Genomic DNA, 24,671 nt, shown 5'->3' on the forward strand with positions numbered 1-24,671 from the left:
TTACCCATCAGCTTTCGGCGGTGGGCGCCAAACTTGGTTCGCTCCTGCGAGTAGGTGCACGACCCAGCGCGGCATTCGACAATGCCGTTCGCCAGTCCGACGAGCAGGCCGGTAGTCCCGCATCCCGGGCACGGGCCGGGGATGAACTCCGCCTCCATTGGCAGCAGTTCGTACTGTTGGTCCACTCCGGTCCGCGTGCCGAGGATCTGGTTCGTCTGTCGATAGACGACGTACACGTGCTCTTCGCAGAGCGGGATCACGGTCGCCATGTCCTCGAACGAGGGCTTGTAGCAGTCGGGGTGGCAGCAGGTCGCCGCCTCCGAATCGATGTAGTGGGTCGCGCGGCGATTGACCCAGCGGCTAGTCTTTCCCATGTCGAACTCCTTCGTAGTTCGTCCACACCCCGGGGTCGTTCCAGCGATCGCCGGGGCCTTTCCGTTATCCTCATTCTACCTGTTCACAACAACTTCTCGCTGATGCGCGCCTTGCGTCGCAGGTGTGCGTCGATCACGTCGCCGAGCCGGTAGAACTTGGTCCCGGACTGGCCGTCCTCGCTCGCCGGCTTCACGTCCCGATGCTTCGCCAGGAGTCTCAGTCGCTCGCGGTTCAGCCCGCGTCCCGGCTCCCCAATCTTCCGCGCGATGGTCTCGATGGTGGACAGGGTGACGAGGGACTTGTTCGCCGCTTCGAGCCGCCGCGGGTCGATCACGACCTCGTCGTCCGGCGGAATGTCCACCATGCGCCGGCACTCCGCGACGGCCGACTCGATGTCGTCGAGCGCTTCGGCCGATCCCTCGCAGAGAGCGAGGGCTTCGGCGTTGCGGTGCAGCCATGCCGCGATGGACAGTGTCGCGTCTGCGGGTCGCCCCCGCCCGCGGCCCTGGTCGAGCATGACGCGCACCCATCCGACGAGCGTCGCGTGCAGCAGGTCGGCCGCTTCGGCGGCACCGATGTGGAACGGGATCGACGACCCGAGCTGCTTCGGTCTGTGGCCCTTGCTCATGCCCGGCTTCGACAGCCGTGCGGTGCGACACTCGACGTTGAGCAGATCCTCGACCAGGCCAGGCACGCCGGCGAGGACTTCACGAAGCCGCTTCACCTCGTGCCGCTGCAAGTGCTCGTGCGCGCGAGACACCATCGAACGTGCGGGGTCAAGCGTCCGGTCGCTCTGGTTGCTGGTCATTAGCTGTGGTCCTCTCGGGTCATGCGGTCGGCGGTCTCGGCTTCGGGGCTGGTGTCGCAGTCGGTGCCGCACACGGGCGGCGGTGGACAGGTGCGGTCACAGACCCAGCACCAAGCGGGTTCGGCGGTCACGCTTCGGCCTCCTGGGTGGTGATGGTGAGCCAGAGTCGGCCGACGCCGGTTCCGGTCTTTGGGTGGATGGCGGGCATCAGATCGGTGACGTACCGGCTGTCGTCGTCTTCGACGAGTCCGTAGTCGCGGAGGCCGTCGACTAACGCCTTCTGGGTGGGCGTGAGGTTGATCGGGTCTCGGTGCCTGGTCTGCGATGGGGCGTAGTGGAGCTGGATCGTCGCGTGGGCGACTTTCAGGGGCAGGTTGGTGTGACGGGCCAGGGTTGCGGCGTCAGCCCGTACGGAGCGAATCTGGCGGGCTTTGGCTCGCATCGCCGGTACCGACGTGGGTACACCGCCGTTGAGCGTGAGTGGCGGTGTCCGATACGGCAGGTCGATCGTGAACGTCGTCATCGGCGCGCCTTCCTGTACCCATGCGCAGTTCTGGATGTGCACGGGATCTTGCGCGTCAGCTTGGTCGAGAGGTTGACGCACGCTTCCCGCTCCCCCGCGCCGCACGTCTCGCACGGCAGGTCGATCGCGCCGTGCTGGTCGTACGCGGCCCACACCGGTTCACCCTCGGCGGCAATGGGGAGACCGCCGGATTGCGGGTCGCCTGCCGGGAGCGCGGCGACCGCGGAGCCCTTGTCGGCTTCGGCGTCGATCGCCCGCAGGCGCCGGTAGGTGCCGACGAATGTTCCGACGCGGAGGGTGTCGGCATCAGGCCGCGTGTAGTGCTCGTCGACGGCACGGCAGGCGAGGGCTGTGTCCGTGATGCCGTGCGGCTGGCATGTCTCGGCCCAGACGCGGAGTCGGGCCGGGTCGGATGTCATTCGGTCGTCGTGGATTTCGGCGCGGCTGATGGCGGCAGCGACGGCGCGGATGGTGTCGGGGGTCGGCTGCTGGGTCATGCGGTGCCTTCCTGGAATTGGGCGATGAGCGCTTCGGCGTCGTCGAGGGTGGACACGGCCCGCAGGGTCGCCTTCGTCGGCTTGGGTGTGTCGGCGGGTCTGGCGGCTTTGGCGACGAAGCTGGGGATCTGTGACGGGTAGATCCGGTCGCTCGCGTGCCATGCCTTGATGCCGTCGGCGATCTGCACGGGGTCGATGCGGTCGCCGAGGAGTGTGTCGACTTCCTGGGCGATCTCGATGAGCGTCTGTGACGGGATCCCTCCGCCGGCCCACTGGTTGAAGCTTGTTGCGAAGCGGTCGGCTTCGGCGGAGCGGGCTGTGGCGTTGAGTTCGCGCATTCGGACTTCGGCTCGCGTCTCGCGCGTGTTCGCGCTCGCGCGCTGGTGAGGTTCAGTCCTAAGTGCGGGAGGAAGAGATTCCCCTGTTCCCCTGCTCCCCTGCTCCCCTGCTCCAGCACTGAGTGTCTCCGGAGTGTCTCTTGAGACACTCATGCAATTTGCATGAGTGTCTGCCTGGTCGAGCATTTCCGCTGTTGGGAGAGGGTAGGAGTGCCCTTTGCTTGGCCGGTTGACGACTTGGTGCTTGTCCCAGTTGCGGATGAACACGAGTTCGCGTCGAGCCTGGTTTGGGTCTGTGTACATGACGATCAATCCGGCGTTTTGCAATTGCTGCAAGTCTCCGGAGACACTCCGGAGTGTCTCTTGCAAATTGCATGAGAGGTCATGTGCGTACAGATCCGCGACGATCGATGACAGTCGCGCATCCCCTACGCCGTTGTCGTCGACATAGGACCAGAGTCCGATGAACGTCAGTCTCGCGCTGATGGGAAGGGACACGATTGTCTCGTCGCGCCAGAACTCTGGCTTGATTGACCGAATCCTCATGCCGCCTCCCCTGCCGGCATCGCGAACAGCACGAGTTCGTCGGGTTCGTCACCGTGCGGCCACTGCTGGGTTCCGCAGGCGTCGCACCACTCACCGCGGGCGTGCGCGTCAAGGCGTCTTCTGCGGTCGTCGTTGGCGGTCACTGTGCACCTCCGAAGAGTGTCGGTTCATCGGCCTGCCCTGCGGCGTGGACGAACGGCCACGGCGTGCCGCACTGGCGGCATCGCGGGTGCCGCGGGTCCCGTGCGTCGAGAGTGAGGTGCGGGCAGATGTCGGGGTCGAGAAGCTTCTTCATGCCGGCCGCCTCTCCGCTGCCCGGTCGCGGGTCGCCGCCCGGAACTGACCGGCCTCTCGGTATGTCCAGCCGTAGCCTGGGAGTGCTTTCATGACGCTGGCGCGGCCGACGCCGAGGGTTCTGGCTGTCTCCCGGTAGGAGCAGCCGTCGTCGAGGAGACGTTGGGCGGTGGCGTGCTGGGCTCTGGTGAGGCTCATGCTGCACCTGCCCCGAGGTGCTCCCACGTGGTGTGCCGGATGCACGGGTCGGCGATGCGGAGTTCGGTGCGGACGACGCCGTACGGTGCTGCGGCGACGTTCGCGACATCGTTGACGATGGTGGCGTTGATGGGGTTGAGGGTGCGGATGAGGCTGAGGATGGTGGCGGTGGCGAGGCGTCGGGGTCTGATGTTGGGGCCGGTGATGGTGGCGTGTGTTGCGTGGAGGTCGTCGAGCCAGGTGCGTACGAGTGCGACAACTTCGGTGGTGGTCACGACAGGCTCCTTTCAGGGCTGGTAGAACGCGGCGAACAGGCAGATGCCGATCGCGAGCGTGGTGATGACGGCATTGATGGCGAGGGCTTGGAGATGCGTGCAGGACTTCACGACGACGTCTTCTGTCGGTGGTTGGCGCTACCGTCGCCGCATGGCGTGGTGTTGGTGGGATGGTGCGGAGTGGCGGCAGACCGAGCGGGGTGTCGTTGAGACGATCCCGGCGGCGTGCCCTCGGTGCGGTGTTGCGTGGTCGACGCCGGATCGGATGCTGATCCTGCGGGACAACGCAGTGAGGTCGTGGGGGGCGCCTCCGGACGGGTCGACGACGGCGACCGTGTTCTACGAGTGCCTGCACTGCCCGCAGCTCGTGTACGTGCGACGCCGCTAGCCATCACGCCTCCCCGTCGAACGCGCGGATGGTCGGGCACGGGTGGTTCTCGCTGGGGCATTCGGTGCAGATGGTGTTGCCGCAGCCGCACCGGCAGTCGACGGGCGAGTGCAGCTGCCGGACGCGTAGCTCTGCTGCCCCGGCTTGGTCGGTTTCCCGCCGCAGGCTGGCGATCGCGTCGACGGCGTCACCGTGCGTGCCGACGGGCCCACCAGCCGCGAGGGACAGGTGATGCCAGATGTCGGCCTCGCGGTCGACGGCGGCGCGTGCCTCGTCGCGTTCTTCGCGGTGGAGGGTGGCGCGTGCTTCGGCCCGCTGATGCGCGGCGATCACCTGATCCCGCTCGGCGGTCAGCCGCTCAACCTCGGCGCGTGCCTCGCGGAGGTCGGCGTCGACGGACTCGCACAGGTGGGTGGTGATGCGCTCGACCCGCAGGTCATCCCGCAACCGCTCGTTCTCGGCGAGCAGGTCGCGGACGAGGGTGGGCGCATCGGCGATCAGCGTGATGTTCGCGCGGCCCATGTCTGTGTCGCAGTCGTCCGGGTGCAGGAGTGCGATGAAGAACTTCTCGTCAGGGCTGACGACTGCGATCTGCCCCTTGTCGGACGTGTACGTGGCCCAATCGCCGGGCGTGATGCCGTCGAGGGCGGCGCGGGCACGAGACGCGACGTCGGATTGATCATCCTTTGGGGATGGTGACAGCCTGTCGGCCACGTCAAACTCGTCAGTCATTGGTCAGCTCCTCGCTGGTGTAGATGAGTCGGGCGGTGTCGCACGGCCACTCTTCGAGGCACCCTTCGCACGCGTGGTGCGGCGTGTCGCAGTGGCAGAGGTATGGCTTGTGCAGTTCGCGGATCGGAGCGAGGGCCGCGCGGGCGGCGGACTCCATTGCGTGGCCCTGCGAGGCGAACCCGTGACAGTCGGTGCCGTCCCACGCCCGCTGTGCAGCTTCGACTGCGGGATCACGGCCGGTCATCGCACACCGCCGTCGTCCGGTTCGGTGACGGCCTTGCACAGCAACTCCTTGTAGACGCTGTCGGCGATCGCCTTGGTGAACAGGCTGAACACGAAGTCGATGTCGTTCTGGCACTGGCAGCCGCGTTTGTGACATCGGGGCCACTGCCACTCGGCGTCTGCGCGACCGACCTTGGTGTCGTAGATCGCGGCCTCGATGCGAGGCCACATGTCCAGGTCAGCCACGGCCCTCACCCGCCTCGGCGTGAGCGGCGGTGATCCCGTCAGATCCTCGAGTCTCTGTACCTCCGCCGTCGAGCGCGATCCGGTACGTCGGGATGATCTCGTCGATCACTCCGACGTAGGCAGGGCTGGTCGCGGTGCGGCCTCGCCCCGTGGTGACTCGCTGGCCGGCGGCCCAGTCGGACCTCACGACGGCGTACCCGGCGGCGGCGAGGGCGTCGACCTGGTGTCCGGCGTGCTCGCGCTCCCAGTCGACCCGTGTCCGCACCGGGGCCGTGCCGCGCCACCCGCAGGTACACGCGCCCACCCACCCGGACTCGGCGTTGATCAGGTCAGGTCCCATGCATCGGTGCGCGGCGATCACGTCCTGCGCGGTCACGGCTGCACCGCCTCGGCGAGGTAGCCAGCATCGGCGAGCGCGCGAGCATACGGAAGGCCGACAGAGACGACAGCGCCGTTCGGATGCGTGACGGACACCGAAGCCGCCTTCACGATCAGCGCTTCCCGCGCGGCGTCCTGCTCGGCCTTCTCCTGCGCGGCGCGGTGCTCACGTTCGAGGTGGTTGGCGTGCGCCAGGATCGAGGAACGCTCGATGCCGTCGAGGTGCCGCGCGATTGACTCCGCTTCCCGCAGGATGTCCCACGGCTGCATCGGCACGTCGAGCACCTTCTCCTCCGGCTCGGGGACGAGACGGTGCAGGACGGTGACGGCAGAGTCGGGGTGCCAGGTGTTGAGGTCGTCGCTGCGCCACCCCGCGGTGATCCACCACGGGCGGCTGTCGTCGTCCAGGCGGACCGCGATCGACTCGCGGCCATCCACGCGGACCATGTACGCCTCGCCGGGCTTGCAGGTGGTGGGATCGATCGTGGTCATGCTGCTGCCTCCATCTGTCGGGCGTGCTTCGCCGTGCGGCGATGCTGGGTCAGGAATCCTCGGCGGACGGTCGCGCCACACGCGCAGCGCCACGAGGACACCGACGGGAGGTCGAACAGTGTCAGTTCACTCACCGCCCTCACCCGCCTCGGCGAGCATCCGGCGTGCATGCAGCCCCGTCCGGCGGTGCGCCCCCTGATTGCCGGACGACACCCACGTGCCGCACTCACACAACCGCTTCCGAGTCTTCGCCGCATTCGAGGCGGCCCGACGGCACGCCCTGCACTGCCCGCCACTCGGGCCGACATGCACCGCGGCCGGGTCCGTCAGGTCATGCAAACCCTTAGCGCATACTGACCGCCGAGGACGGCCCGGTGGGCGCGACTCGCGAGCGAAAACCTTCCCGCCCCACACGCCGAACGACTCGCCGCGCGCCTCCGCACCCTCACGGCACGCGACACGGACCGGGCAGTGGAAACACACCATCGCCACCCGCAACAGGACGTCGCGGTCATCCGACGTGAACTCGCTTCGGCCCTGGCACGGGGTCGACTCTGGGGTGCGCCTCATGACTGCACCTCCACATCCACGACGTCGGCGTCGGGCGTCAGCTCCGGCTCCGGCTCGGCGGGCGCAGTCAGGGCGTCGATGCGCTGTGCGATAGCCAGCAGCAGGTCCGCCACCTCGTCCGTGTCGCCGTACTTGCGCGGCAGGAAGTCCGCCAGCTTCCGCAAGCCCTCCGCGTCCTCCGACGCCGCGATGCGCGCCGCCATGTCCGCCGGGACCGGCTCGGCGGCGGGCGCAGCAGGCTCGGCGATCGGCGCGGGCTGCTGCTGCACCTGCTCCGACTCCACGCGGCGCGGCGCATCCGCGATCGGCGCGCCGTCCACGTCGACGTCAACACCCAACTCCTCCGGCGCATAGATGACGCCGAACAGCGCCTCCGACGCCCACATGCGGGCCGCTTCCGTCACCGCGCGGGCGCGCATCATCGCGCCTGGATAGGACTGCCACGGCCCCTTCTTGCCGAGAAGGCCAGCCTTGCGGGCGCGGTCCAAATCCCAGCGGATCGGGTCGGGCACGAAGTCGGGATCATCCGCGCGGATGATCACCGCCTCCGCGTAGGTTTCGTCGCCCTTCACGCGGAGCTTGTGGCCTGCCTTGCGGACCAGTGCGCCGATCAGGTCAGCCGACGCGGTCGGCTTTCCATCGACGATGTGCACACCCGTGAGGGCGCTGATGCGGGGCACGCCGAGAGCGTCGGCGAACTCGAACGCCACCAGAAGGGCGGCCGGATTGTCGCGGTACTGGCGCGGGAGCGCATCACGCGCACCCGCCATCATGCGGGCCCGCTCCGCGTTAACCGCGAGTTCGCGGGCCGAGTCGGTGCCAATCAAGGCAAGGTCGGTGCTCATGCTGCTTCGAGTCCTTTCAGGAGGTCGCTGGCCTTGTCGGCGAGCTTGGGTGCTGTGGAGAATGTGGGCGGTCCGTCGCCGCGGCCCTTGCGGCGCGTGCCGAGCGTGACGCCGCGCCACGTCGCCTTCTTGCTGTCGCCGAGGAACGCGGCAAGCTCGGCGGCCGCGACCGCCTTCGCCGACTCCGCGACGTCATGGGCGCCGATCGCGGCCAGGAAGGCGCCGGCGATCTCGTCGGGGATCTCGACGCCGGGATCGTCAACAACGACGGGGTGCTGCCAGCGCAACGCCTGCCGATCCTCGGTGCGGCGGTAGTCAGCGGCCGGGGCGATGCCGAGGTCCAGCGAGTCGAGGAACAGTCGCCCCTCACGCGCAAGCCACCGCTGCACGCCCTCGTCAGCGTCGATCCACGTCTCGGCGGGCTTCATGTCGATCAGCTCGTCGCCTCCACACGATGCGACCAGGCAGCGGGACGCGCCGGTCACCCACATCTGCCACTGGACCTGCGCCTGATAAGCGACGGGGACGCCGTCACGCGCCCACATCCAGTGGTCACGCGCGGTCTTGATCTCCAGGAGCGCGAGCCGCCCGTCGACGTGGACGACGCCGTCGGGCTGGGCCAGCGCCCACGACTCCGTCGCGTGCTGCCACGTCCCGGTCGACGCGACCGCCCACTCCGGGTGCAGCTCGGCGAGCCACCCGCGGATCAGCGGCTCGAACACGTGCCCCCGCGTCTGTGCCCGCGTCTGCGGTTCGGGCGGCGTGGTGCCGGCCATCTTGTGCCACAGCGAGTGCGGGGTGTCGTGGCGGGAGAGGCCGACGACGGCGGCGATCTTCGACGCCGTCATGTGCCGCAGCCACTCCGGCGAGCCGGGATCGACCGCGTGATCGAGGATGATGCCCGTGGTCATGACGCCTCCCGGACGATGATGGTGTTGGTGCAGGTATCGGCAGTGTGGGTGTCGGTGGCGCAGTCCTCGCACCACGCGCCGTAGGTCATGCAGTGCGGCTCGTGCCGCCAGGAGGTGGCGGGGCCGTACGCGCAGCTGCATGTGTCGCGGCTCATCGCCGCACCTTGCCGTTGCGGACGATGTCGCCGAGCGGCCCGCCGAGGGCGGGGTGGTCGTCGGGGACGTCGAGCTTGCCGGGCTTGACGCGCAGGCCCATGCTGACGCCGATCACCCATCCGGTGAAGCCGATGACGCAGGCGATGAGCGCGTCCGCGGCGGCGTTCACGACGTCGCCCCGCGTGCCCACGCGACCGCCCGGAGCGTGTCCAGCGCGCTCCGCTCGGCCTCGTCGATGCGGCCCCAGCGACGGCCGTTCCAAACGAGCGGACCGTCGACCGTGAGTCGCGCCTCGGCATCCGCGCCGAAGTACGCCCAGTCGTCGTCCATGCGGTCGGGCGTGGAGTCGGGGTGCAGTCGCTCCCACTCGGCACGGTCCACGACGACCGTCGAGCCGTCGAGAAGCTGGTCATAGACGTGCGTGCTCATGCCGTCACCTCGCGGCCCTCACGGTCGACAGCGACACACGCCGTGACGACGCGCTTCGCCTTGCACTTGTCGTCGAGCGGCACCATCTCTGACAGGAGGACACCGACGCGGACGAAGCGCGTCGCATCCTGGAGGTAGTCGGCCGAGCGCGACGGCGACACCCCGAAGTGGAGGCCGTGACCACAGAAGGTGGTGGGCTCCCAGTCGGGGGCCTCCGGCGTGCTGCCGGGGCGGTAGTCGACGCCGCGTGGTGTCGTCCACTTGTCGTCGACCGCCTTGAAGACGACCGCGATGTCGTCGGCGGTCGTCTCGCCGGGGATGACCTTGACGCCGCGGACCTCGCACCACGTGCGGGGGTCGGTCATGTCGACCGCGGTCATATCGATGACGACGCCGCCGTCGAGGGTGACGCGCTGTGAGTGGAGGTGGATGGCGACGCATCTCCGCGCCTCGACGTGCGAGCGGTCCCACGCCTCGACGTGCGAGCTGTCCCGCGCCTCGACGTGCGAGCTGTCCCGCGCCTCGACGTGCGATCTGCCCCCCGCCTCGACGTGCGAGCGGTCCCACGCCTCGACGTGCGAGCTGCCCCCCGCCACGACGTGCGATCTGCCCCGCGCCACGACGTGCGATCTGCCCCCCGCCACGACGTGCGAGCTGTCCCACGCCTCGACGTGCGATCTGCCCCGCGCCTCGACGTGCGAGCTGTCCCGCGCCTCGACGTGCGAGCTGTCCCGCGCCTCGACGTGCGATCTGCCCCCCGCCTCGACGTGCGAGCTGCCCCCCGCCACGACGTGCGAGCTGCCCGAGCTGTTGAGCGTCAGCCAGACGCCGTCCGGCGACTCGACGTAGATCGTGCACGCCTTGTCGGCGAGCGCCTTGTCCAACTCCTGCTGGGTGGTGACCGTGATGATGGTCATGATGGTCCTTTCGGTGGGCTGGTCTCGCCCCGCTCCCTCTTCGGGGCGAGACCAGCGGCAATGGTGGTCAGGTGGTGATGATGAGAAGGTCGTCGCATTCGATCCACGCAAGACGCGTGCCGAACGGCGACGTGATCGCGATGTGCGCGAGCATCCCGGACGGGCCGGGCGCGTATCCGGCGATGTCGCCGCACACGATGTCGCAGCACGCCGCGTCGATCAGGCGCGTGCTCACGACGCCCGCTTCGACCGCGACCGCGGCGACAAGCCAGACGGGCGGTCGGCAGGATCGGGGTTCGGCTCCACCCTCAGTCGAGCCAGTGTCTCCTGGAACTGAGCCTCGGTCATGCCACGGAATCCGCCAACTTTGGTGTGCGGCCATTCCTTGACCATCTTCCGCCGCACCCAATCCGCGGACCGGGGCCGGCCATTCGGCGGCGACAAGCGCTCGGCGATCGTCGCCGCGTCCATCAAGTCAGACATCGGGATCCTCCTGGTGGTTGGCCTGCGCCTGCTGGAATGCCTGCCAGGCGTCGAGAACGGGCGCGAATGCTTCTTGGGATGCGAGCGGGGTCATGCCCTCGCAGACGCGGGCGGCGTGCGTCACCGTGCGATCGACGAAGACCTCGAACGCCTCCGCCGCCTGCTCTGACATGACGGCCGGTTCGACGGCGGTCACGATGCCGCCTTCGACCGCGACCGGTAGGTGCTGATCGTCGACAGGGCGACGCCGACGCGGGACGCGGCATGCTCTGGCGACACTCCGCCGCCGACAAGCCAGTCGAAGTCCTCGATGACGTCCTCGACGTGACGCTCCACGTCTATGAGTGATCTGGTCACGATGCCGCCTCCTCGCACGGTCGGTGGGTGAAGGCGGCGCGGCCCTCTGCGTCGACACCGTCCGGGATGCGGATCGTCGGCTGGTGCAGGATCGCGATGGTGCGCACCGTCTGCGTGACCGGGTCAATCCCGGCGATCGACGCGACGCCCTTCATCTGATTGACGTGGGCGTCGACGATCGGCATGGTGCGGACCTGCGCGAGCGCGTAGTGGACAGACATCCTCCGTCGGCCGATGCGTGCACCCTCCACGACGACGTGCGTAGCGCCCAAGTCGCGGAGCCACCGCCGGACGGGCTTCAGGTGTGTGACGTGTGCAGATGTCATTGCTGGTCTCCGATCGCTGCGAGAAGGTCGTCGACGCGGACCGTCACCCTCGTGGTGACGTCGCGGTGGGTGGGGTCGTCGATCGTCACGTCGACCAGCCCCCCCTGCTGCTGGTGGATGGTGACGGTGGTCTTGGCGACGTCGAGCGGCGTGCCGCCGACACGACGCGACACGATCGCGGGCGCGGTCACAGCGGTCACAGCGGTCACAGCGGTACCGGCGTTTCCGTGCGCACGAAGACGACCGCCCGCTCCAGGACGTCGATGATCGACTCGCCGGGCTGGCCGATGACGAAGATCGACGCCCAGGGCGTGTCGTCGAAGTGCCGGACACGCAACTCCGGCGCATCCTGCTGCTGGTACTCGTCTCGGTCGGCGTAGATCACCTGCACGTCCGCGCCATGCCCGGACACCGTGAGCGCCGGGAATGCGACGTCGAACCCGTCGCACGGAACCGTCTCCGTCGCGATCTCACCCAGCAGTGCGTGAATGCGGTCCAGGTCGCTCATGCCGCCACCTCGATCACAGCGTCGGCGGCGACCCGCCACACTGCGGTCTCGCCGAAGCGGTCATCCCACACCGTCACCAGCACCTCGCGGTCCGTGTGGTCGAGCACCGTCACCGACAGCGGCGTCACGTCCCCACCCGACCGGAACGTCGGGGCCCACGCGAGCTTCGTCGCGGTCATGCCGACACCGCCTTCGCCAGTCGGAAGGTATTGAGGTGATCCGCGAGCGCGTTGTACAGGTCGACGCACTCACGGCCGTCGAGCCCCAACGATCCGATCATGTCGGACCTCGCGTCGTGCGGCTCAATGAATCCGAACTCCTGGACGACGTCGCGATCCAGATCGCCGATGTGGGTGACCCCGTCAACCACAGTCGTCTTGACTTCGGGACGATCGAAGAGTGTGAATCGTGCAGTGTCGTTCATGCTCATCACTTCGGCTCCGGGAAGGTGTCGAGGGTCCAGGCTCCGGACTTGGGGCGCTGCAGCTTGCCGAGTGACTTACCGTCACGCCACGCGTTCCACGCGACGAGGAAGAATCCGACGAGGTCTCGGTCGGATGTGATGACCTTCTGCTGGTTGATCCGCTCGAGCCGGTCTCGCAGTGCGAGGATTGGGTTCCCGGGGTCGAGGCTGGCGCCGGTGATGAGGGATTCGCAGAACGCGCGTTGCGCTTCGCCGTCGACCTGGCGGAGCATCAGCATGACCGCGACGGTCACCGACGGGCGGGCCTTGATCCGGCGGAGGCGTTCGCCCGCGATGTCGCGGAGCATCGCCATTTCGACGGGGTGCTGGTGTGCCCACTCGACGATCTCCGGGTTCGAGATGCGGTTGCGGACGCGGTCGCCGAAGAATCGGCCTTCGACCCACTCGATGTAGACACGGATCGCTCCGGCGATGATCCGCTGGCTCGACGCTCCGACGAGTCCGTCGATGGAGAGCTGGTCACCAGCGGTGCGCTTGCGGCCCTGGTCCATCGTGTCTTGCGACGAGGTGGGCAGGCCGCGGACCACAAGAAACGTGATGCCGGGGAAGTCGTCGGGCATCCGTGACAGGGCAGTGAGCCGGTGTTGTCCGTCGAGGAGGACGTCGTCGACGGACCACTTGATCGCTTCGCCGTTGTACACCCAGCGGCCGGACTCCATCTCGCGGATGAGCTGCTGGACGTGATGTTCGTTGATGGGCCGGTTGCGGGTGTTCTTGGCGAGGACGCGGCGCGCGGTCTGCGGTGTGACGAGCAGGTTCGCAGAGACGGGCTTGCCGAAGAATCGGATGACGTTGTCGTCGTTGTTGGGCTGGGACATGGGTTATCCTTCGATGGTGTTGATGACGCCGTTGAGGGCGTCGCGGACGCGGACCAGGTCACTCAGGTTGGACGCCTTGACCTGGTCCTTGTTCTTTTCCAGGCGGTCGTCCGCTGTGAGGCGGGCGACCGTGTCGACGGCGCGCTTCAGGTTGAAGACGGCAGTGTCGAACGATTCGGGGAGCGGCCGACGGCGCGGCGTCGGCACGGCAGGGGCGGGCGACGGCTCGGTGATCGGACGGTCTTCGTCTGCGGGCTCGTCCTCGATGAGGGCGTCGGCGTCGTAGGCGGCGTCGATCCAGTCCTGGTCGGACATGTCCACGGGATCACGGTCGTCGACCATGCCGCCGACTTCGGTCCCGTCTTCGTCGGTTGCGGTGATCTGCTGGCGAGCGCGAACCGCGTCACGGATCGCGGCAGCAGTTGGCTTGCCGCCGGTCTCGTCATTGACTTCATTCATGACGCCGACCGCTTCGGCGGGATCAAGCCCGGCGAGTTCACGCGCCTGCCCCTCGTTCGCGGGCAACGTGGTGTCACCAATTGGTGACATCGCCATGTCTAGCGCGGCTTCCATGCCGTCCACGACAGTCGCGGCCGACATGAGGTCGTAGGCGCGCTTCCGGGTGAGGTTCCACCGACTCCGGCAGTAGGCCTCGAATGACGAGTACTTGTGCAGGTACAGGCGTCCGTCGCGGATGGTCGCCAGTGCTCGCCCGATCTCGATGAACGACTGCAAGCCGCGCTCGATCACCTGCTCCTGCTCGTCGAGCGCAAGCGCACCTTCGGGATCGCAGATCGACGAAGTCGCGCGAAGCATGAACTCCATATCGTCGGAAGCCATCAAGCGACCTCGTCTTCCGGGGGGCGACGAATGGCGATCTGCGGTACCTCAAGGACCCTTGCGGAGCGCGCCAGGAGGACGTCTGTCAGCGGCTTGCGGCCAGCTTCAATGTTGGCGAGGTAGGGGCGCGAGATGCGGATCTTCCCCGCAAACTCGTCGGGCTTGAAGCCCCTGAGTTCCCGTAGTGCACGGAGCACTGCTCCCGTGTGTTCCCTGTCTTCGTTCATAGTTACCAACCGTAGGGAACTATAGGGAACATGTCAACAGTGCCCGAGGGAACATTGCGGAACTTCCATGTTTGAGCACGTCAGAAGGGAACTACATCTATGTAGTTCCCTTCGTGTTTTTCCGCTCTAGCAGGTGGTGTTCCCTGAAGTGTCGCTGTTGATGTTCCTTGGTGTTCCCCTCACACTTGAGCCATGAACGAACGACAGCTTGGAGAGGTCGGCCAGATCGTTGCGAACCGGAGGGCGCGTCTGCAGATGGACGCTGCAGGTCTCGCGTCAGCAGCCGGTGTCGATCCGAAGACGCTTCGCTCCCTGGAGCGTGGCGAACGCTGGCCTCGAGACCGAACGCTGCGGAAGATTGAGGTGGCGCTCCAGTGGCAGCCAGGTTCGCTCGACAGCATCAAGAGTGGTGGGTCCGCGATCGCGATCGATGGACTGGCGGCTGTTGATGAGTTCGGCGAGGAACGCTTCTATATCGACCCGAACCAAGTCGATGTGCCCGACAACACCCCCGAAGAATCCCGGTACAGGTCTGTGCTTGGAGACCTCGCGGACATTCAAGAGACAATGCGCCACCAGCCGGATCGCGCAAGCGTCATCGCAGACAGGCGCATCCGCGCGGCCGGGAGACTGCTCGACTCTGCGGCCGAATCCCTCTCTACATCCGACAAGTCTCGAGCGGTAGATGACCTTGACGCATCCGTAGTGGTCATCCGCAGCACAATCGCCGAACTTCAGAAGGAGATACCCCATGCCGAACAACCTGCCACTGACGCCGCCGATCCGACGGCGGCCGCGCGAGCACAGGGCACCGAAGACCAGAAGAACGATGACAAGCCCACAGACTTGTCGGAGCGTCGATCAAGGCGTGAGGCTTTACCGGAGCGGCCGGACGATGCGATCGCGGCCCGGCGACTGGACCCGAAGTTCGGGTTCGAGGACGAGGGCGCGGACGGCATCGGCGAAGAGAACCAGGACACCGGCTGGGACGAATAACACGCGTGTAGTTCCTGGTCGCGGCGGTTTCTGTCGGCGGGGTGTGGTCACATGCCGGACATGAACGCATGGCATCCGTGGCGGTGGGCCCGCGACCACCACCCCGACCTCATCATCGACTGCACGCGCCGCCTCGCGGGCGACGCGATGGGACTCCTCGGGGAGCGCAAGATCTGGCTGCACCGCGGCCTCACCCAAGCCGAGCGGCGGACCACCCTCACGCACGAGATCATCCACATCGAGCAGCCAGACGCGAGCGAGGCAGCCGTCGAGCGGGAGACGGCACGCCGGCTCATCACCACCGACCAGCTCGTCGACGCCTTCCGGTGGCTGCGGCACCCGACCGTCGCCGACCTCGCCGACCACCTGTGGGTGGACCGGCAGGCGGCGGCGTGCCGAATGCAGCACCTCGACCCGATCGAGGTCGCACAGATCGAGGCCGCCACCGACGGCGACTGGTCGTGGACGGCATGACCGACGGCGGCGCATTGCGGGCCGCCAGGTGTTGACATGTCAACACGGCGCGGCATTCCCGCTGGTCGCGTCCCACCCATTTCCACCCACTCTGGAGCGCTTTCATGCAGGTCAAGGCTATTTTGTGGGATGTCAGGTCGGGTTCGATTCCCGTCATCGGCTCCACGAAACCCCTGGTCAGAGCGTTTTGGCAGGGGTACGTCAACATCCGAGCCCCGACCATCCACGGCGTTCAGCCGACCGCCGCCCGGACGATCGACGGGTACATTCCAGCGCATGCGCCTCCGACCTCTCGCCGCCGCCGCACTCGTCGCGGTCAGTGCGACGAGCCTCGCGTCGTGCACTCGCGACCGGACTCAGGAAGCGAACGCGCTGCACGACGACGTGCTCGCCATGCCGGGTGTGACGGCCGTCGACATGTACTACGACAATCACTGGTCGTCCGGATACGACGTGAAGTTGACCGTGGACATGTTCACCGCGACTCCCGCCCAGGTGGACGCCGTCGCCCGCCGTATCGACGCCGCCCAGGCGGGCGCGCTCGCCGACTACGACCCGGTCGGCGTACTGCGGGTGACGCGCACCTCGACGCTGACGTTCACCGAACAGTCGGACACGGCGGACATCCCACTGCACACCGTCGCGACCAGGCTCGCAGAACCACTGTGGGGCACTGTGGACGCGCGCAGCGCCGGCGACCGCGTCATCGACCTGGGACCCGCAGTGACGGACTCCCCGACTGCGACTGTCGACGCACTCTTCCGCATCGTCGCCGTGCCGTTCACGGTCGCAGTCGACAGCCGGCGGCGCGACGGCACCTCGTGGCGGATCGTCGAACCGACGACTGCCGAGGTGAAGGCCGCCGTGCAGTCGCGCATCGCCGCCCTTCCCACAGTTCCGACGGCTGTGCGAATGAACCGGGACGGCATCGCCGAACTGTCACTCGACCTGCCCGACGACGCCGTCGCCTACGACGCCATCGTCTCCGCTGCCCGCACGACCGACGGTTCGAAAGACCGGCCGACCGTCGTCAAGTGGACACTCACCGGCCACCCGTCACCCACCAGCGAGAACGGGTGGCGCGGGAGCGTGACGATCGGCGGCTGCGACGACGGCTCCGCCCAGTCCGCTACGACCGACCCGTTTGCCCTGGATCTCGAACGTCGCATCCAGACGCAGTTCAACGTCTGCGCCACCTGACGCCGCCGGACATTGCTCGGTGCGCCCAGAATCGGTCGATTCATCGACCTTCAACGGCATATTGCCCGCGCATCTGAGTGACGAGACCGATCGTGGGGCCGTCCTCGTCGACCGTCGACCGCTACCGTCAAACGCATGACCGCTGCACGCACCGCGTACGACTCCCTCGAACCGTTCCACGTCGTCGCCTACTTCAATCCGGGGATCGGCGCGGCACTGGCCGACACCGGACTCGATCCGCACGCCTTCTACCTCGGGGGACGGGGCGCGCCGCTCGGCGACGCCGCCGCGGAGGTCGTGGCGTCGACGTTCTACAACTTCTCCCCCGCCCTCGTGTCGACGGGCTGGGCCGCGGCCCGCGACGTCGGCCTGGAGAAGGTGGCCGAGCGCCGCTACCTGATGCTCGACGAGGTGCTGCGCCACATCCTCGGCGACGACGCCGACAACCCGGAGATCGCCGAACTCGCCGACGGCTTCGGACGCCTCGCCGAGGGACTTCCCCTGGGCGGTCGCGCGCTGGCGGCGGCGTGGTCGGCGACCACCCCGCCCGACGGCAACAACCTGCTGAGCCTGTGGAACAACATCGCGATCCTGCGGGAATGGCGCGGCGACAACCACATCGCCGTCCTCGTACTGCACGGCCTCGACGGCATCGACGCCTGCACGTTCCACGAGGCGACGCTCCCCGACCCGACGATCCGCCGCCGCGTCATGGGACGCCGGATGACGCAGTTGACGCGCGGATGGTCGGACGAGCAGTGGGAGGCGTCCATCGACAGCCTCGTCGAACGCGGCATCGCCGAACGTACTGACGACGGGCACCGCCTCACGTCCGACGGCGCCGCCCTCTACGACGACATCGAAGCCACGACCGACGCGCTCGGCGAGACCGTCTGGGCAGGCGCCGGCGACCTCATCGCCCGCATGCGCCCGTACGTGAAGGCCGTCATCGACGCGGGGATCCTTCCTGGGACCACGAAGCGATAGCCGCCTCCACGTCGCCGTGCAGGAGATACTGGTTCACCGCAATCGCGGCCGCCGAACCCTCTCCAGCAGCAGTGATGACCTGGGCCTTCGGATTGACGACGTTGCCCGCGGCGAACACTCCGGGGACACTCGTCGCACCGCGGGAATCCACGGAGACGAATCCGTGCGACGCGACGTCGCAGCCGAGTGACCGCAGGATGTCGTCGTTCGGGTCGAACCGCGGCCCGACGAACACGACGTCGCGCGGCACGCTCTGCCCGTCAGCCATCTCGATCGCCTCGCCGTCGAACGCGGCCACCTCGCCGTCGACGATCTCCACCCCGCGTGCCCGGATCGACGTGCGTTCGGCGTCGGACAGGTCGGCTCCGTTCGGGAAGAAGACGACGTCGCGCGACCACAGCGGCAGCAGCAACGCCTGGTGCACCGACGCGTCGCGGTTGAGGCCGCCGAGCACCGCGAGCCGCCGGTCCCGGACCTCGTAGCCGTGGCAGTACGGGCAGTGCAGGACCTCCGAGCCCCAGCGCTCGCGAAGTCCGGGGATCTCCGGGATGTGGTCGACCAGACCCGTCGCGACGATGATCGCCGACGTCCGCACGTCACGTCCGCCGCCGAGGGTGACGACGTAGCCCGGCTCCACCCCGCACGGCACGACGCGCGCGACGTCGCCGTCGACGAACTGGACGCCGTATGCGCGCGCCTCGTCGCGGCCGATCTCGACGAGTGTCGCGGGCGGCAGACCGTCGTGGCCGAGGTAGCCGTGCATGTGGGCGGCTGGCGCATTCCGCGGTCGACCGCCGTCCACCACGAGGACGCGGCGCCGAGCGCGGCCGAGGACCTGTGCCGCCGTGAGGCCCGCGGCCCCGCCGCCGACGATCACCACGTCGTAGGAGTTCTGAGTGTCTGCTGCAGTCGCGTTCATGCGCCCACTGTCCGACAGCCTTCCGATTTCGGCAAAGATATTTGCCGAAACAGGGAATGCGGAGGACAGTCGGGGCATGGTGAACCCGACGATCACGAACGCCATCGACCGCGTCGGCCCCCGGATCAAGGAGTTCCGGACGCGACGCGACATCACACTCACCGAACTCTCCGCGGAGACCGGCATCTCGGTGAGCACCCTGTCGCGCCTGGAGAAGGGCGAACGCAAACCCAGCCTGGAGCTCCTGCTGCCGATCGCGCTCGCCCTCCAGACCCCGCTCGACGAGCTGATCGCGGTACCACGGATCGCCGACCCCAGGGTGGTCGTGGCACCACGCACCGTCAGCGGTCGGACGATCCAGCCGCTCACCGCGAGACGCGAAGGACTCCAGGCCTTCAAGATCACCATCCCCCGCGGCCAGAGCGACCCCGATCCAGTGACGCACGACGGCTACGAGTGGCTGTACGTGCTGTCCGGCCATCTTCGTCTGATCTTGGGCGACCACGACGTCGTCCTCGGCCCCGGCGAGGTCGCCGAGTTCGAGACCACCGTCCCGCACTGGTTCGGCAGCGCCGGACGCGGACCCGTCGAGATCCTGAGCTTGTTCGGGGCGCAGGGCCAACGGATGCACGTCCGAGCGAGGTCTACGCGCGCAGCCGCCCCCGGATCATCTCCCGACGTTCGGCGATCACGGCGTCGAGCGGCGCCGTCGACCGGCGCGACCTCGACAGGATGACGGCGCCGTTGATCGCGGCGAGCGTCGTCGTCGCGAGGATCTCCGCGTCCGCGACGCCCGCCGCCGCCAGCGACCGTTCGATCACACCCGCCCACCTCTCGATCACCTCGTGAGCGATGTCGAGGGCGTCGCCGTCCGAGTCGCTGACGATGACCGACACGACCGGGCACGCCGCGTCGAAGCCTGAGCGCCGCAGCACACCCTTCCAGAACCGCCCGAATCGCTCGAGGGCCGCCACCGGGTCGGGGTGGTCGAGCACCGATTCGACGGTGTCGCCGGTGACGGTCAACGCCTGCCCGATGAGATCGGCCCGCCCGCCCGGAAAGTGGTGATACACGGAGCCCCTCGGCGCTCCGGTCCGTTCGAGGACGGCGTCGACGGTGAGCCCGGCCGCACCGCGTTCGCGGAGCAGCTCGATCGCGCCGTCGATCATCACGTCGCGAGTACCCGCCATCGTCAGCCGCCGAGAGTGCGGTTCACGTAGTCGAGGTTGGCCTGGATGCCGACCCTCCACTCCTCCAGACGGCGGGACACGATCCGCGCCTCCTTCTCCGGCATCCGGGAGATCGCGATGCTCAGGCCCGACGGCGACGGCCCCATCCGCGCCCACTGCCGGAGGACGGCGCCCTTGCTGCTCGGCTCCACCTCGAACGCCCACGTCGCCATCACGTGGCCGGGCTCGAACCCCTCGATGTTCCACACCCAGCGTCGCCCCGGATCGACCTCCGCGACCACCGCGGTCGTCGACCACGAGCCGAGCGCCGGGTTCACGTTGCTCCCCACGAAACGCGCACCCGGCACCACCGCGTCGGCGCCGTCGAGCCATTCGACCGATTGGAGCTCGGGCGACACCTTCACCGGCAGCGTGATGTCGGTGATCAGATCCCACACCTGCTCGGGGGTGGCCCCTTCGACGACCGTGCTGAGTTCGAGTGTCGGACCGTCCGAATACCGCATCGCGAATCCCTTCTATGGATTATGGTCTAGTCCATAGTCCACTATCGAGGGAGCTCGCACATGAGAATCGGAGTACTCACGGATCCACGCGTGCCCGGCGCGGTCGACTTCGCCGTGGACGCCGAACGCATGGGCGTCGACTCCCTCTGGGTGCCCGAGGTGTGGGGATACGACGCGCTGACCGCGATGGCCTATCTGGCCGCGAAGACCGAGCGCGTGTCGTTGGGGACGTTCATCGTCCAGCTCGTCGTCCAGCTCGGATCGCGCTCCCCCGCCCTGCTGGCGACGTCGGGACTGAGTCTCCAGCAGTTGTCGGGGGGACGATTCATCCTCGGCATCGGAGTGTCGGGGCCGCAGGTGATGGAGGGATGGCACGGCGTCCGCTTCCGCAAGCCCGTGCAGGCCACGCGGGAGACCGTCGACATCATCCGGACGATCAGCGCGGGCGAGCGCCTCTCGTACGACGGTGAGGTGTACCAGTTGCCCCTTCCGGACAGCACCGGCAAAGCGTTGCGTCCCATGGTGATTCCGGAGAAGTTGCCGGTCTACATCGCCGCGATGGGTCCGAGGAACCTCGAACTGACCGGTGAGGTGGCCGACGGCTGGATCGGCAACGCGTTCATGCCGGAGGCCGCCGACGTGTTCTTCGACCCGATCCGGACCGGAGCCGCCCGCACCGGCCGCACCCTCGCCGACCTGGACATCCTCGCCCCGGCCGCCGTGCAGTTCGTCGCCGACGACGCCGAACGCGACGCCGCCGCACGCGGGCACGCCGACGGCTACGCGTTCACGATCGGCGCGATGGGCGGCGCGGGCTCCAACTTCTACGCCGACGCGTTCAGCCGCCTCGGTTTCGCCGATGAGGTCGCCACCGTCGCGCGGCTGTGGCGCGACGGCGACAAGGAGGCGGCCCAAGCAGCCGTGCCGGTCGAGTTCGGTGTCCGCACCAATCTCATCGGCACCCCCGACGAGGTGACCGACCGCCTCCGCGCCTACGCCGACACCGGCGTCACCACACTCCTCGCCAAGCTCGACGGCCCCCTCGACCGGCAACGGCAGACCATCCGCACCCTCATGGAGTGCGTCGACCGGATGTGACGCCGAAGATCGGTCTCCTCATCGCCGTCCGACGGCGTACTGCCGCTGAACATCGATGAGGAGACCGGTCTCGGGCGGATCAGCCGACGGCGGTCGGCACCGCCTGGTCGACGACGTCTTCGCTCGGTTCCCGCAGCGCCCATGCGCCGACCGCGGCCGACAGCAGGGACACGCCGACGGCGACCCATGTCGCCTGGGCCAGACCGTCGATGAACGCCGATGACACGACGTCGTGGATCGCCGGGCCCGCACCGGCGGGGGCGCGCGAGGACACTTCGACGCCGGCCATCACCGACTGCTCGGCGATCTCTCGGGCCGGGGCGGGAACCCCGAGTGCGGTGAGTCGGTCGGCGACGTCCGACGCGTACACCGAGGTCAGAACCGATCCGAGGACGGCGACGCCCAGCGTTCCGCCGATCTCACGGGTGGTGTCGTTGACCGCGGAACCCGCTCCTGCCTGTTCCGGAGTCAACGCGTCCATGATCACCTGCGTGCATGGGCCGGAGATGAACGCGAGACCGGCAGCCATCAGCATCATCGACCAGATGATCAGCCCGAAGTAGGTCGACTGCTGATCGACGAACTGCACCAGACCGAAGCCGGACGCCATCAGCAGGGCTCCGGTGACGGCGACCGGCCGCGGCCCGAAGCGATGAGCAGCGGCCATCGCCGCGGGCGACAACGCGGCGACGACCAGCGCGAAGGGCAGCGTGCGGACACCCGCCTGCAGCGGCGAGTAGCCCTGCACGGCCTGGAAGTACTGCGTGATCAAGAAGATGAATCCGAACAGGGCGAAGAACGCGACGGCCACCATCGCCGCGGCGGCCGCGAACCGACGGTTCGCGAACAGCATCACGTCGAAGATCGGGTCGCTCACGCGTCGCTGGTGCGCGACGAACACGGCGAGGATCGCCGCCGCGACGAGCAGTCCGACGATGGTGCGCGCCGACGCCCAGCCGGCGGCGGGCCCTTCGATGACCGAGTACGTGAGGAGCCCGAGTCCGGCGATCGACAGAACGACGCCGACGGCGTCGAACCGAGGAAGCAGTGCGTGTTCGTCGAGCCCACGCGGTCCGATCACCCCGAGGACGGCGACGAAAGCGACCACCCCGAAGGGGACGTTCACCCAGAACACGGACGCCCACGAGAAGTGCTCGAGGAGCCAGCCGCCGAGCACCGGGCCGATGGCGATCGCGACACCCGACGTCGCCGCCCACACGCCGACGGCCGCCGCACGCTGCTTCGGATCGGTGAAGATCCCGACGATCAAGGCCAGCGTGGCGGGGAAGACGACCGCGGCGAACGCACCGAGGCCCGCCCGCGCGGCGATCAGTTCACCGAGGGATCCGGCGAGGGCCGCGCCGACCGATACGACGACGAATCCGACGATGCCGCCGAGCAGCATCCGGCGGTGGCCGAAGCGGTCGCCGAGATATCCACCGGTGAGGAGCAACCCCGCGAAGACCAGCGTGTATGCGTCGACCACCCACTGGAGTCCGGAGATCCCGGCGTCCAACTCGCGGCTGATGGTGGGGAGCGCGACGTTGACGATCGTGTTGTCGACCATCACGAGCAGTTCCGCGAAGCAGAGCGCGGCGAGGGGCGAGCCATTTGTTTCTCATCAGTTCCTCCGTTGTAGAACGACGTACCAATACAGTAGTACGCCGTTCTACATCGATGTCAACACTTTTGTAGAACAACGTTCCAGTAAGGTGGGCCACATGTCCGCCAGCCGACGCACTCCCGCAGCCCAGGTCCGATCGTCGCTGCTCCACGCGGCCCGGCGCATCCTGGAGGCCGACGGCCCCGCCGGGCTGACGGTCCGAGCGGTCGCGTCCGCGGCCGGAGTCGCACCGATGGGCGTCTACAACCACTTCGACGGCAAGGACGGACTGCTGTCGGCGGCCGTCAATGACGGATTCGCCGAGTTTGGCCGCGCGATCGCCCGCCGCCGACAGCGACCCGACCGAGCGTCTACTCGCGGCGGGCCGGGCCTACCGCGCGTTCGCAGTCGCCAATCCGACGCTGTACTCGCTGATGTTCGGCGGGCAGTGCGAACCCGACAGTGTCGTCGCAGACGCCGCGTTCACCGCGCTCGTCGACATCGTCCAGTACGGCCAGGTGGGAGGGGTCATCCGGGACGGCGACCCGGCGGCGCTCGCGATGCAGATCTGGTCGTGCGTCCACGGCGCGACGAGCCTGGAACTCACCTCGGCAATGGCGCCGGGCGCCGTCATGACGGAGAACTACGAGAACGTCATCGCCCTCATCGCGCGCGGCGTGGCGCCGTAGAACTTCGGTGACGTTTCCCGGCGTCGGACCGGGAAACGTCACCGACGTTGGGCGAGGAGGTACTGGCCGTCACAGACGTGCCCTCATCGGGGTCATCGACAAGCGTTTTCGAGCAATTCGACGGCCGCGGGGCCGCCGATCTCGCCGAGCGCCTGCGCGATCCGTGCGACGGGCCGTGGCCGCCCGCGCGGAGCGCCGTCCCGAGCCGATCGGCGCACGACGGGTCACCGAGTGCGGCGAGCGCCTCGGCGGCGTCGACGTCCGCGACACCGTCCACGATTCGGTCGACGAGCGGTCCGACCACCCCTACGTCGCCGCGATCGGCCAGCGCCTGCGTCGCACGCCTCCTCACCACTGGATCATCATCCGCCACAACGGTTTCTCAAGGCTTCGGACGATCCCGTGACAGCACTGAGCGCGAGCACTGCACGCCGGCGGACGGCGACGTCCGCATCGGCGAGAGCTTCCGTGAGCGCGGGGACGACGTCGGCGTCCGACCGCGACAGCGCCCACCGCAGCGCGCCCGCGACGTTCTCGTCCGTCTCCGACAGCAGCGCCCGCACCAACGCGTCCGGCGGAACCCCCGCATCGGCGACGGTCAGCGCCGCCCGCTGCCTGCTGCCCGCGTCGTCCGACTCGAGGCCGGCCAGCAGCGCGACGACGCCGAGCACCTGCTCCCAGTCCTCCGGCCCCGCGTCTGCCACCCGTCGGAGCCGTTCGACGATTCCCGTTCGCGCGCGATCCGCTGCTCGGGCCGGGCGGTCAGATCGGCACAGGTCGGCGGTGGCGAACGACGGATCGTCCAACGCCTGCCCGACCTCTCGCAAAC

General features: G+C 68.2%; 45 protein-coding genes and 2 pseudogenes. 8 read left to right on the forward strand and 39 right to left on the reverse strand.

What is annotated here, in order from left to right:
* From GYB83_RS22845 to GYB83_RS23005, 33 genes are all read right to left on the reverse strand, one after another.
* A partial coding sequence (locus GYB83_RS22845) for a hypothetical protein (RefSeq protein ID WP_228461810.1) occupies positions 1-374 on the reverse strand: 374 nt, incomplete at its 3' end.
* Positions 375-457: 83 nt separating this feature from the next.
* Positions 458-1,183 (reverse strand): hypothetical protein, encoded by a 726-nt coding sequence (locus tag GYB83_RS23760; RefSeq protein ID WP_228461150.1) that lies wholly within the window; start codon positions 1,181-1,183, stop codon positions 458-460.
* Between the two features lie 127 nt (positions 1,184-1,310).
* Positions 1,311-1,706, reverse strand: coding sequence for a RusA family crossover junction endodeoxyribonuclease (locus tag GYB83_RS22855; RefSeq protein WP_161894128.1), 396 nt, complete (start codon positions 1,704-1,706; stop codon positions 1,311-1,313).
* A complete protein-coding gene (locus GYB83_RS22860) occupies positions 1,703-2,203 on the reverse strand; it encodes a hypothetical protein (protein WP_161894129.1) in 501 nt (166 codons plus the stop codon). The genes GYB83_RS22855 and GYB83_RS22860 overlap by 4 nt, the downstream gene beginning before the upstream one ends.
* Positions 2,200-2,541, reverse strand: coding sequence for a hypothetical protein (locus GYB83_RS22865; RefSeq protein WP_161894130.1), 342 nt, complete (start codon positions 2,539-2,541; stop codon positions 2,200-2,202). The genes GYB83_RS22860 and GYB83_RS22865 overlap by 4 nt, the downstream gene beginning before the upstream one ends.
* Before the next feature lie 542 nt (positions 2,542-3,083).
* The gene (locus GYB83_RS22870) at positions 3,084-3,230 is read right to left on the reverse strand and encodes a hypothetical protein (protein ID WP_161894131.1); all 147 of its coding nucleotides are present in this window, start codon (positions 3,228-3,230) and stop codon (positions 3,084-3,086) included.
* Positions 3,227-3,382, reverse strand: coding sequence for a hypothetical protein (locus tag GYB83_RS22875; RefSeq protein ID WP_161894132.1), 156 nt, complete (start codon positions 3,380-3,382; stop codon positions 3,227-3,229). The genes GYB83_RS22870 and GYB83_RS22875 overlap by 4 nt, the downstream gene beginning before the upstream one ends.
* A 193-nt stretch (positions 3,383-3,575) precedes the next feature.
* Positions 3,576-3,854, reverse strand: coding sequence for a hypothetical protein (locus tag GYB83_RS22880; RefSeq protein WP_161894133.1), 279 nt, complete (start codon positions 3,852-3,854; stop codon positions 3,576-3,578).
* Positions 3,855-4,245: 391 nt separating this feature from the next.
* Entirely contained in the window at positions 4,246-4,974 is a 729-nt protein-coding gene (locus GYB83_RS22885) for a hypothetical protein (protein ID WP_161894134.1), read from the reverse strand.
* On the reverse strand, positions 4,967-5,218 hold the full coding sequence (locus GYB83_RS22890; RefSeq protein WP_161894135.1) for a hypothetical protein: 252 nt from the start codon (positions 5,216-5,218) through the stop codon (positions 4,967-4,969). Before GYB83_RS22890 ends, GYB83_RS22885 begins: the two co-directional genes overlap by 8 nt.
* Positions 5,215-5,442 (reverse strand): hypothetical protein, encoded by a 228-nt coding sequence (locus GYB83_RS22895; protein WP_161894136.1) that lies wholly within the window; start codon positions 5,440-5,442, stop codon positions 5,215-5,217. Before GYB83_RS22895 ends, GYB83_RS22890 begins: the two co-directional genes overlap by 4 nt.
* Entirely contained in the window at positions 5,435-5,818 is a 384-nt protein-coding gene (locus tag GYB83_RS22900; protein WP_161894137.1) for a hypothetical protein, read from the reverse strand. The genes GYB83_RS22895 and GYB83_RS22900 overlap by 8 nt, the downstream gene beginning before the upstream one ends.
* The gene (locus GYB83_RS22905; protein WP_161894138.1) at positions 5,815-6,312 is read right to left on the reverse strand and encodes a hypothetical protein; all 498 of its coding nucleotides are present in this window, start codon (positions 6,310-6,312) and stop codon (positions 5,815-5,817) included. Before GYB83_RS22905 ends, GYB83_RS22900 begins: the two co-directional genes overlap by 4 nt.
* Positions 6,309-6,446, reverse strand: coding sequence for a hypothetical protein (locus tag GYB83_RS22910; RefSeq protein ID WP_161894139.1), 138 nt, complete (start codon positions 6,444-6,446; stop codon positions 6,309-6,311). Before GYB83_RS22910 ends, GYB83_RS22905 begins: the two co-directional genes overlap by 4 nt.
* Positions 6,439-6,882 carry a WhiB family transcriptional regulator gene (locus GYB83_RS24175; protein ID WP_161894140.1) on the reverse strand — a complete coding sequence of 148 codons (444 nt, stop codon included), beginning with the start codon at positions 6,880-6,882 and terminating at the stop codon, positions 6,439-6,441. Before GYB83_RS24175 ends, GYB83_RS22910 begins: the two co-directional genes overlap by 8 nt.
* Positions 6,879-7,727 carry a hypothetical protein gene (locus tag GYB83_RS22920; RefSeq protein ID WP_161894141.1) on the reverse strand — a complete coding sequence of 283 codons (849 nt, stop codon included), beginning with the start codon at positions 7,725-7,727 and terminating at the stop codon, positions 6,879-6,881. The genes GYB83_RS24175 and GYB83_RS22920 overlap by 4 nt, the downstream gene beginning before the upstream one ends.
* Positions 7,724-8,638, reverse strand: a complete 915-nt coding sequence (locus tag GYB83_RS22925) for a lambda-exonuclease family protein (protein ID WP_161894142.1) — start codon at positions 8,636-8,638, stop codon at positions 7,724-7,726. Before GYB83_RS22925 ends, GYB83_RS22920 begins: the two co-directional genes overlap by 4 nt.
* Positions 8,635-8,793: a hypothetical protein gene (locus GYB83_RS22930; protein WP_161894143.1), complete on the reverse strand. Its 159-nt coding sequence runs from the start codon at positions 8,791-8,793 to the stop codon at positions 8,635-8,637. The genes GYB83_RS22925 and GYB83_RS22930 overlap by 4 nt, the downstream gene beginning before the upstream one ends.
* The gene (locus tag GYB83_RS22935) at positions 8,790-8,963 is read right to left on the reverse strand and encodes a hypothetical protein (RefSeq protein ID WP_161894144.1); all 174 of its coding nucleotides are present in this window, start codon (positions 8,961-8,963) and stop codon (positions 8,790-8,792) included. Before GYB83_RS22935 ends, GYB83_RS22930 begins: the two co-directional genes overlap by 4 nt.
* Positions 8,960-9,223: a hypothetical protein gene (locus tag GYB83_RS22940; RefSeq protein ID WP_161894145.1), complete on the reverse strand. Its 264-nt coding sequence runs from the start codon at positions 9,221-9,223 to the stop codon at positions 8,960-8,962. Before GYB83_RS22940 ends, GYB83_RS22935 begins: the two co-directional genes overlap by 4 nt.
* On the reverse strand, positions 9,220-10,140 hold the full coding sequence (locus tag GYB83_RS22945; RefSeq protein ID WP_161894146.1) for a DUF7666 domain-containing protein: 921 nt from the start codon (positions 10,138-10,140) through the stop codon (positions 9,220-9,222). Before GYB83_RS22945 ends, GYB83_RS22940 begins: the two co-directional genes overlap by 4 nt.
* 67 nt (positions 10,141-10,207) lie before the next feature.
* A complete protein-coding gene (locus GYB83_RS22950) occupies positions 10,208-10,375 on the reverse strand; it encodes a hypothetical protein (RefSeq protein ID WP_161894147.1) in 168 nt (55 codons plus the stop codon).
* Positions 10,372-10,623, reverse strand: a complete 252-nt coding sequence (locus GYB83_RS22955) for a hypothetical protein (protein ID WP_161894148.1) — start codon at positions 10,621-10,623, stop codon at positions 10,372-10,374. The genes GYB83_RS22950 and GYB83_RS22955 overlap by 4 nt, the downstream gene beginning before the upstream one ends.
* Positions 10,616-10,819, reverse strand: coding sequence for a hypothetical protein (locus GYB83_RS22960; protein ID WP_161894149.1), 204 nt, complete (start codon positions 10,817-10,819; stop codon positions 10,616-10,618). Before GYB83_RS22960 ends, GYB83_RS22955 begins: the two co-directional genes overlap by 8 nt.
* Positions 10,816-10,980, reverse strand: coding sequence for a hypothetical protein (locus GYB83_RS22965; RefSeq protein WP_161894150.1), 165 nt, complete (start codon positions 10,978-10,980; stop codon positions 10,816-10,818). Before GYB83_RS22965 ends, GYB83_RS22960 begins: the two co-directional genes overlap by 4 nt.
* Complete coding sequence (locus tag GYB83_RS22970) at positions 10,977-11,306, reverse strand: hypothetical protein (RefSeq protein ID WP_161894151.1); 330 nt, start codon at positions 11,304-11,306, stop codon at positions 10,977-10,979. The genes GYB83_RS22965 and GYB83_RS22970 overlap by 4 nt, the downstream gene beginning before the upstream one ends.
* The gene (locus GYB83_RS22975; protein ID WP_161894152.1) at positions 11,303-11,515 is read right to left on the reverse strand and encodes a hypothetical protein; all 213 of its coding nucleotides are present in this window, start codon (positions 11,513-11,515) and stop codon (positions 11,303-11,305) included. Before GYB83_RS22975 ends, GYB83_RS22970 begins: the two co-directional genes overlap by 4 nt.
* Complete coding sequence (locus tag GYB83_RS22980; protein WP_161894153.1) at positions 11,512-11,814, reverse strand: hypothetical protein; 303 nt, start codon at positions 11,812-11,814, stop codon at positions 11,512-11,514. Before GYB83_RS22980 ends, GYB83_RS22975 begins: the two co-directional genes overlap by 4 nt.
* Entirely contained in the window at positions 11,811-11,993 is a 183-nt protein-coding gene (locus GYB83_RS22985; protein WP_161894154.1) for a hypothetical protein, read from the reverse strand. The genes GYB83_RS22980 and GYB83_RS22985 overlap by 4 nt, the downstream gene beginning before the upstream one ends.
* Complete coding sequence (locus GYB83_RS22990) at positions 11,990-12,238, reverse strand: hypothetical protein (RefSeq protein ID WP_161894155.1); 249 nt, start codon at positions 12,236-12,238, stop codon at positions 11,990-11,992. Before GYB83_RS22990 ends, GYB83_RS22985 begins: the two co-directional genes overlap by 4 nt.
* Positions 12,239-12,243: 5 nt before the next feature.
* Positions 12,244-13,116 (reverse strand): hypothetical protein, encoded by an 873-nt coding sequence (locus GYB83_RS22995; protein ID WP_228461151.1) that lies wholly within the window; start codon positions 13,114-13,116, stop codon positions 12,244-12,246.
* Positions 13,117-13,119: 3 nt separating this feature from the next.
* Positions 13,120-13,956 (reverse strand): hypothetical protein, encoded by an 837-nt coding sequence (locus tag GYB83_RS23000; RefSeq protein ID WP_161894156.1) that lies wholly within the window; start codon positions 13,954-13,956, stop codon positions 13,120-13,122.
* On the reverse strand, positions 13,956-14,183 hold the full coding sequence (locus GYB83_RS23005; protein WP_161894157.1) for a helix-turn-helix domain-containing protein: 228 nt from the start codon (positions 14,181-14,183) through the stop codon (positions 13,956-13,958). Before GYB83_RS23005 ends, GYB83_RS23000 begins: the two co-directional genes overlap by 1 nt.
* Positions 14,184-14,375: 192 nt before the next feature.
* Here GYB83_RS23005 and GYB83_RS23010 point away from each other — a divergent pair, with 192 nt between their 5' ends.
* The 4 genes from GYB83_RS23010 to GYB83_RS23025 all read left to right on the forward strand — a co-directional run bounded on the left by GYB83_RS23010 (position 14,376) and on the right by GYB83_RS23025 (position 17,840).
* Positions 14,376-15,179 carry a helix-turn-helix domain-containing protein gene (locus tag GYB83_RS23010; protein ID WP_161894158.1) on the forward strand — a complete coding sequence of 268 codons (804 nt, stop codon included), beginning with the start codon at positions 14,376-14,378 and terminating at the stop codon, positions 15,177-15,179.
* Between the two features lie 60 nt (positions 15,180-15,239).
* The gene (locus GYB83_RS23015) at positions 15,240-15,653 is read left to right on the forward strand and encodes a hypothetical protein (protein ID WP_228461152.1); all 414 of its coding nucleotides are present in this window, start codon (positions 15,240-15,242) and stop codon (positions 15,651-15,653) included.
* Positions 15,654-15,929: 276 nt separating this feature from the next.
* On the forward strand, positions 15,930-16,853 hold the full coding sequence (locus GYB83_RS23020; protein WP_161894159.1) for a hypothetical protein: 924 nt from the start codon (positions 15,930-15,932) through the stop codon (positions 16,851-16,853).
* Between the two features lie 135 nt (positions 16,854-16,988).
* Entirely contained in the window at positions 16,989-17,840 is an 852-nt protein-coding gene (locus tag GYB83_RS23025; RefSeq protein ID WP_161894160.1) for an SCO6745 family protein, read from the forward strand.
* Here the strand turns inward: GYB83_RS23025 and GYB83_RS23030 are convergent.
* Positions 17,800-18,759 (reverse strand): NAD(P)/FAD-dependent oxidoreductase, encoded by a 960-nt coding sequence (locus tag GYB83_RS23030; RefSeq protein ID WP_161894161.1) that lies wholly within the window; start codon positions 18,757-18,759, stop codon positions 17,800-17,802. The two genes, GYB83_RS23025 and GYB83_RS23030, sit on opposite strands and share 41 nt — an antisense overlap.
* 76 nt (positions 18,760-18,835) lie before the next feature.
* Here GYB83_RS23030 and GYB83_RS23035 point away from each other — a divergent pair, with 76 nt between their 5' ends.
* Positions 18,836-19,495, forward strand: a complete 660-nt coding sequence (locus GYB83_RS23035) for a helix-turn-helix domain-containing protein (RefSeq protein WP_161894162.1) — start codon at positions 18,836-18,838, stop codon at positions 19,493-19,495.
* Here GYB83_RS23035 and GYB83_RS23040 read toward each other — a convergent pair.
* Positions 19,404-19,949 carry a TetR/AcrR family transcriptional regulator gene (locus tag GYB83_RS23040; RefSeq protein WP_161894163.1) on the reverse strand — a complete coding sequence of 182 codons (546 nt, stop codon included), beginning with the start codon at positions 19,947-19,949 and terminating at the stop codon, positions 19,404-19,406. The two genes, GYB83_RS23035 and GYB83_RS23040, sit on opposite strands and share 92 nt — an antisense overlap.
* Before the next feature lie 2 nt (positions 19,950-19,951).
* A complete protein-coding gene (locus GYB83_RS23045) occupies positions 19,952-20,452 on the reverse strand; it encodes an SRPBCC family protein (RefSeq protein WP_161894164.1) in 501 nt (166 codons plus the stop codon).
* Positions 20,453-20,512: 60 nt separating this feature from the next.
* Between GYB83_RS23045 and GYB83_RS23050 the strand changes: the two genes are divergently transcribed.
* On the forward strand, positions 20,513-21,550 hold the full coding sequence (locus GYB83_RS23050) for an LLM class flavin-dependent oxidoreductase (protein WP_161894165.1): 1,038 nt from the start codon (positions 20,513-20,515) through the stop codon (positions 21,548-21,550).
* 79 nt (positions 21,551-21,629) lie between these two features.
* Here the strand turns inward: GYB83_RS23050 and GYB83_RS23055 are convergent.
* Positions 21,630-23,172: pseudogene (locus GYB83_RS23055) on the reverse strand (DHA2 family efflux MFS transporter permease subunit).
* Between the two features lie 99 nt (positions 23,173-23,271).
* Here GYB83_RS23055 and GYB83_RS23060 point away from each other — a divergent pair.
* Positions 23,272-23,842 (forward strand): annotated as a pseudogene (locus tag GYB83_RS23060) (TetR/AcrR family transcriptional regulator).
* Here GYB83_RS23060 and GYB83_RS24265 read toward each other — a convergent pair.
* Entirely contained in the window at positions 23,817-24,119 is a 303-nt protein-coding gene (locus GYB83_RS24265) for a hypothetical protein (RefSeq protein WP_503826513.1), read from the reverse strand. The pseudogene GYB83_RS23060 and the gene GYB83_RS24265 overlap by 26 nt on opposite strands.
* Here GYB83_RS24265 and GYB83_RS24270 point away from each other — a divergent pair.
* Positions 24,006-24,248: a hypothetical protein gene (locus GYB83_RS24270; RefSeq protein ID WP_161897687.1), complete on the forward strand. Its 243-nt coding sequence runs from the start codon at positions 24,006-24,008 to the stop codon at positions 24,246-24,248. The genes GYB83_RS24265 and GYB83_RS24270 overlap by 114 nt on opposite strands.
* Here GYB83_RS24270 and GYB83_RS23070 read toward each other — a convergent pair.
* Positions 24,205-24,671: HEAT repeat domain-containing protein (locus GYB83_RS23070; RefSeq protein WP_371865363.1), on the reverse strand; the 467-nt coding region annotated here is incomplete at its 5' end. The two genes, GYB83_RS24270 and GYB83_RS23070, sit on opposite strands and share 44 nt — an antisense overlap.

The sequence above is a fragment of the Gordonia spumicola genome, assembly GCF_009932475.1.
In the GTDB taxonomy this organism is placed as follows: Bacteria; Actinomycetota; Actinomycetes; order Mycobacteriales; family Mycobacteriaceae; genus Gordonia; species Gordonia spumicola.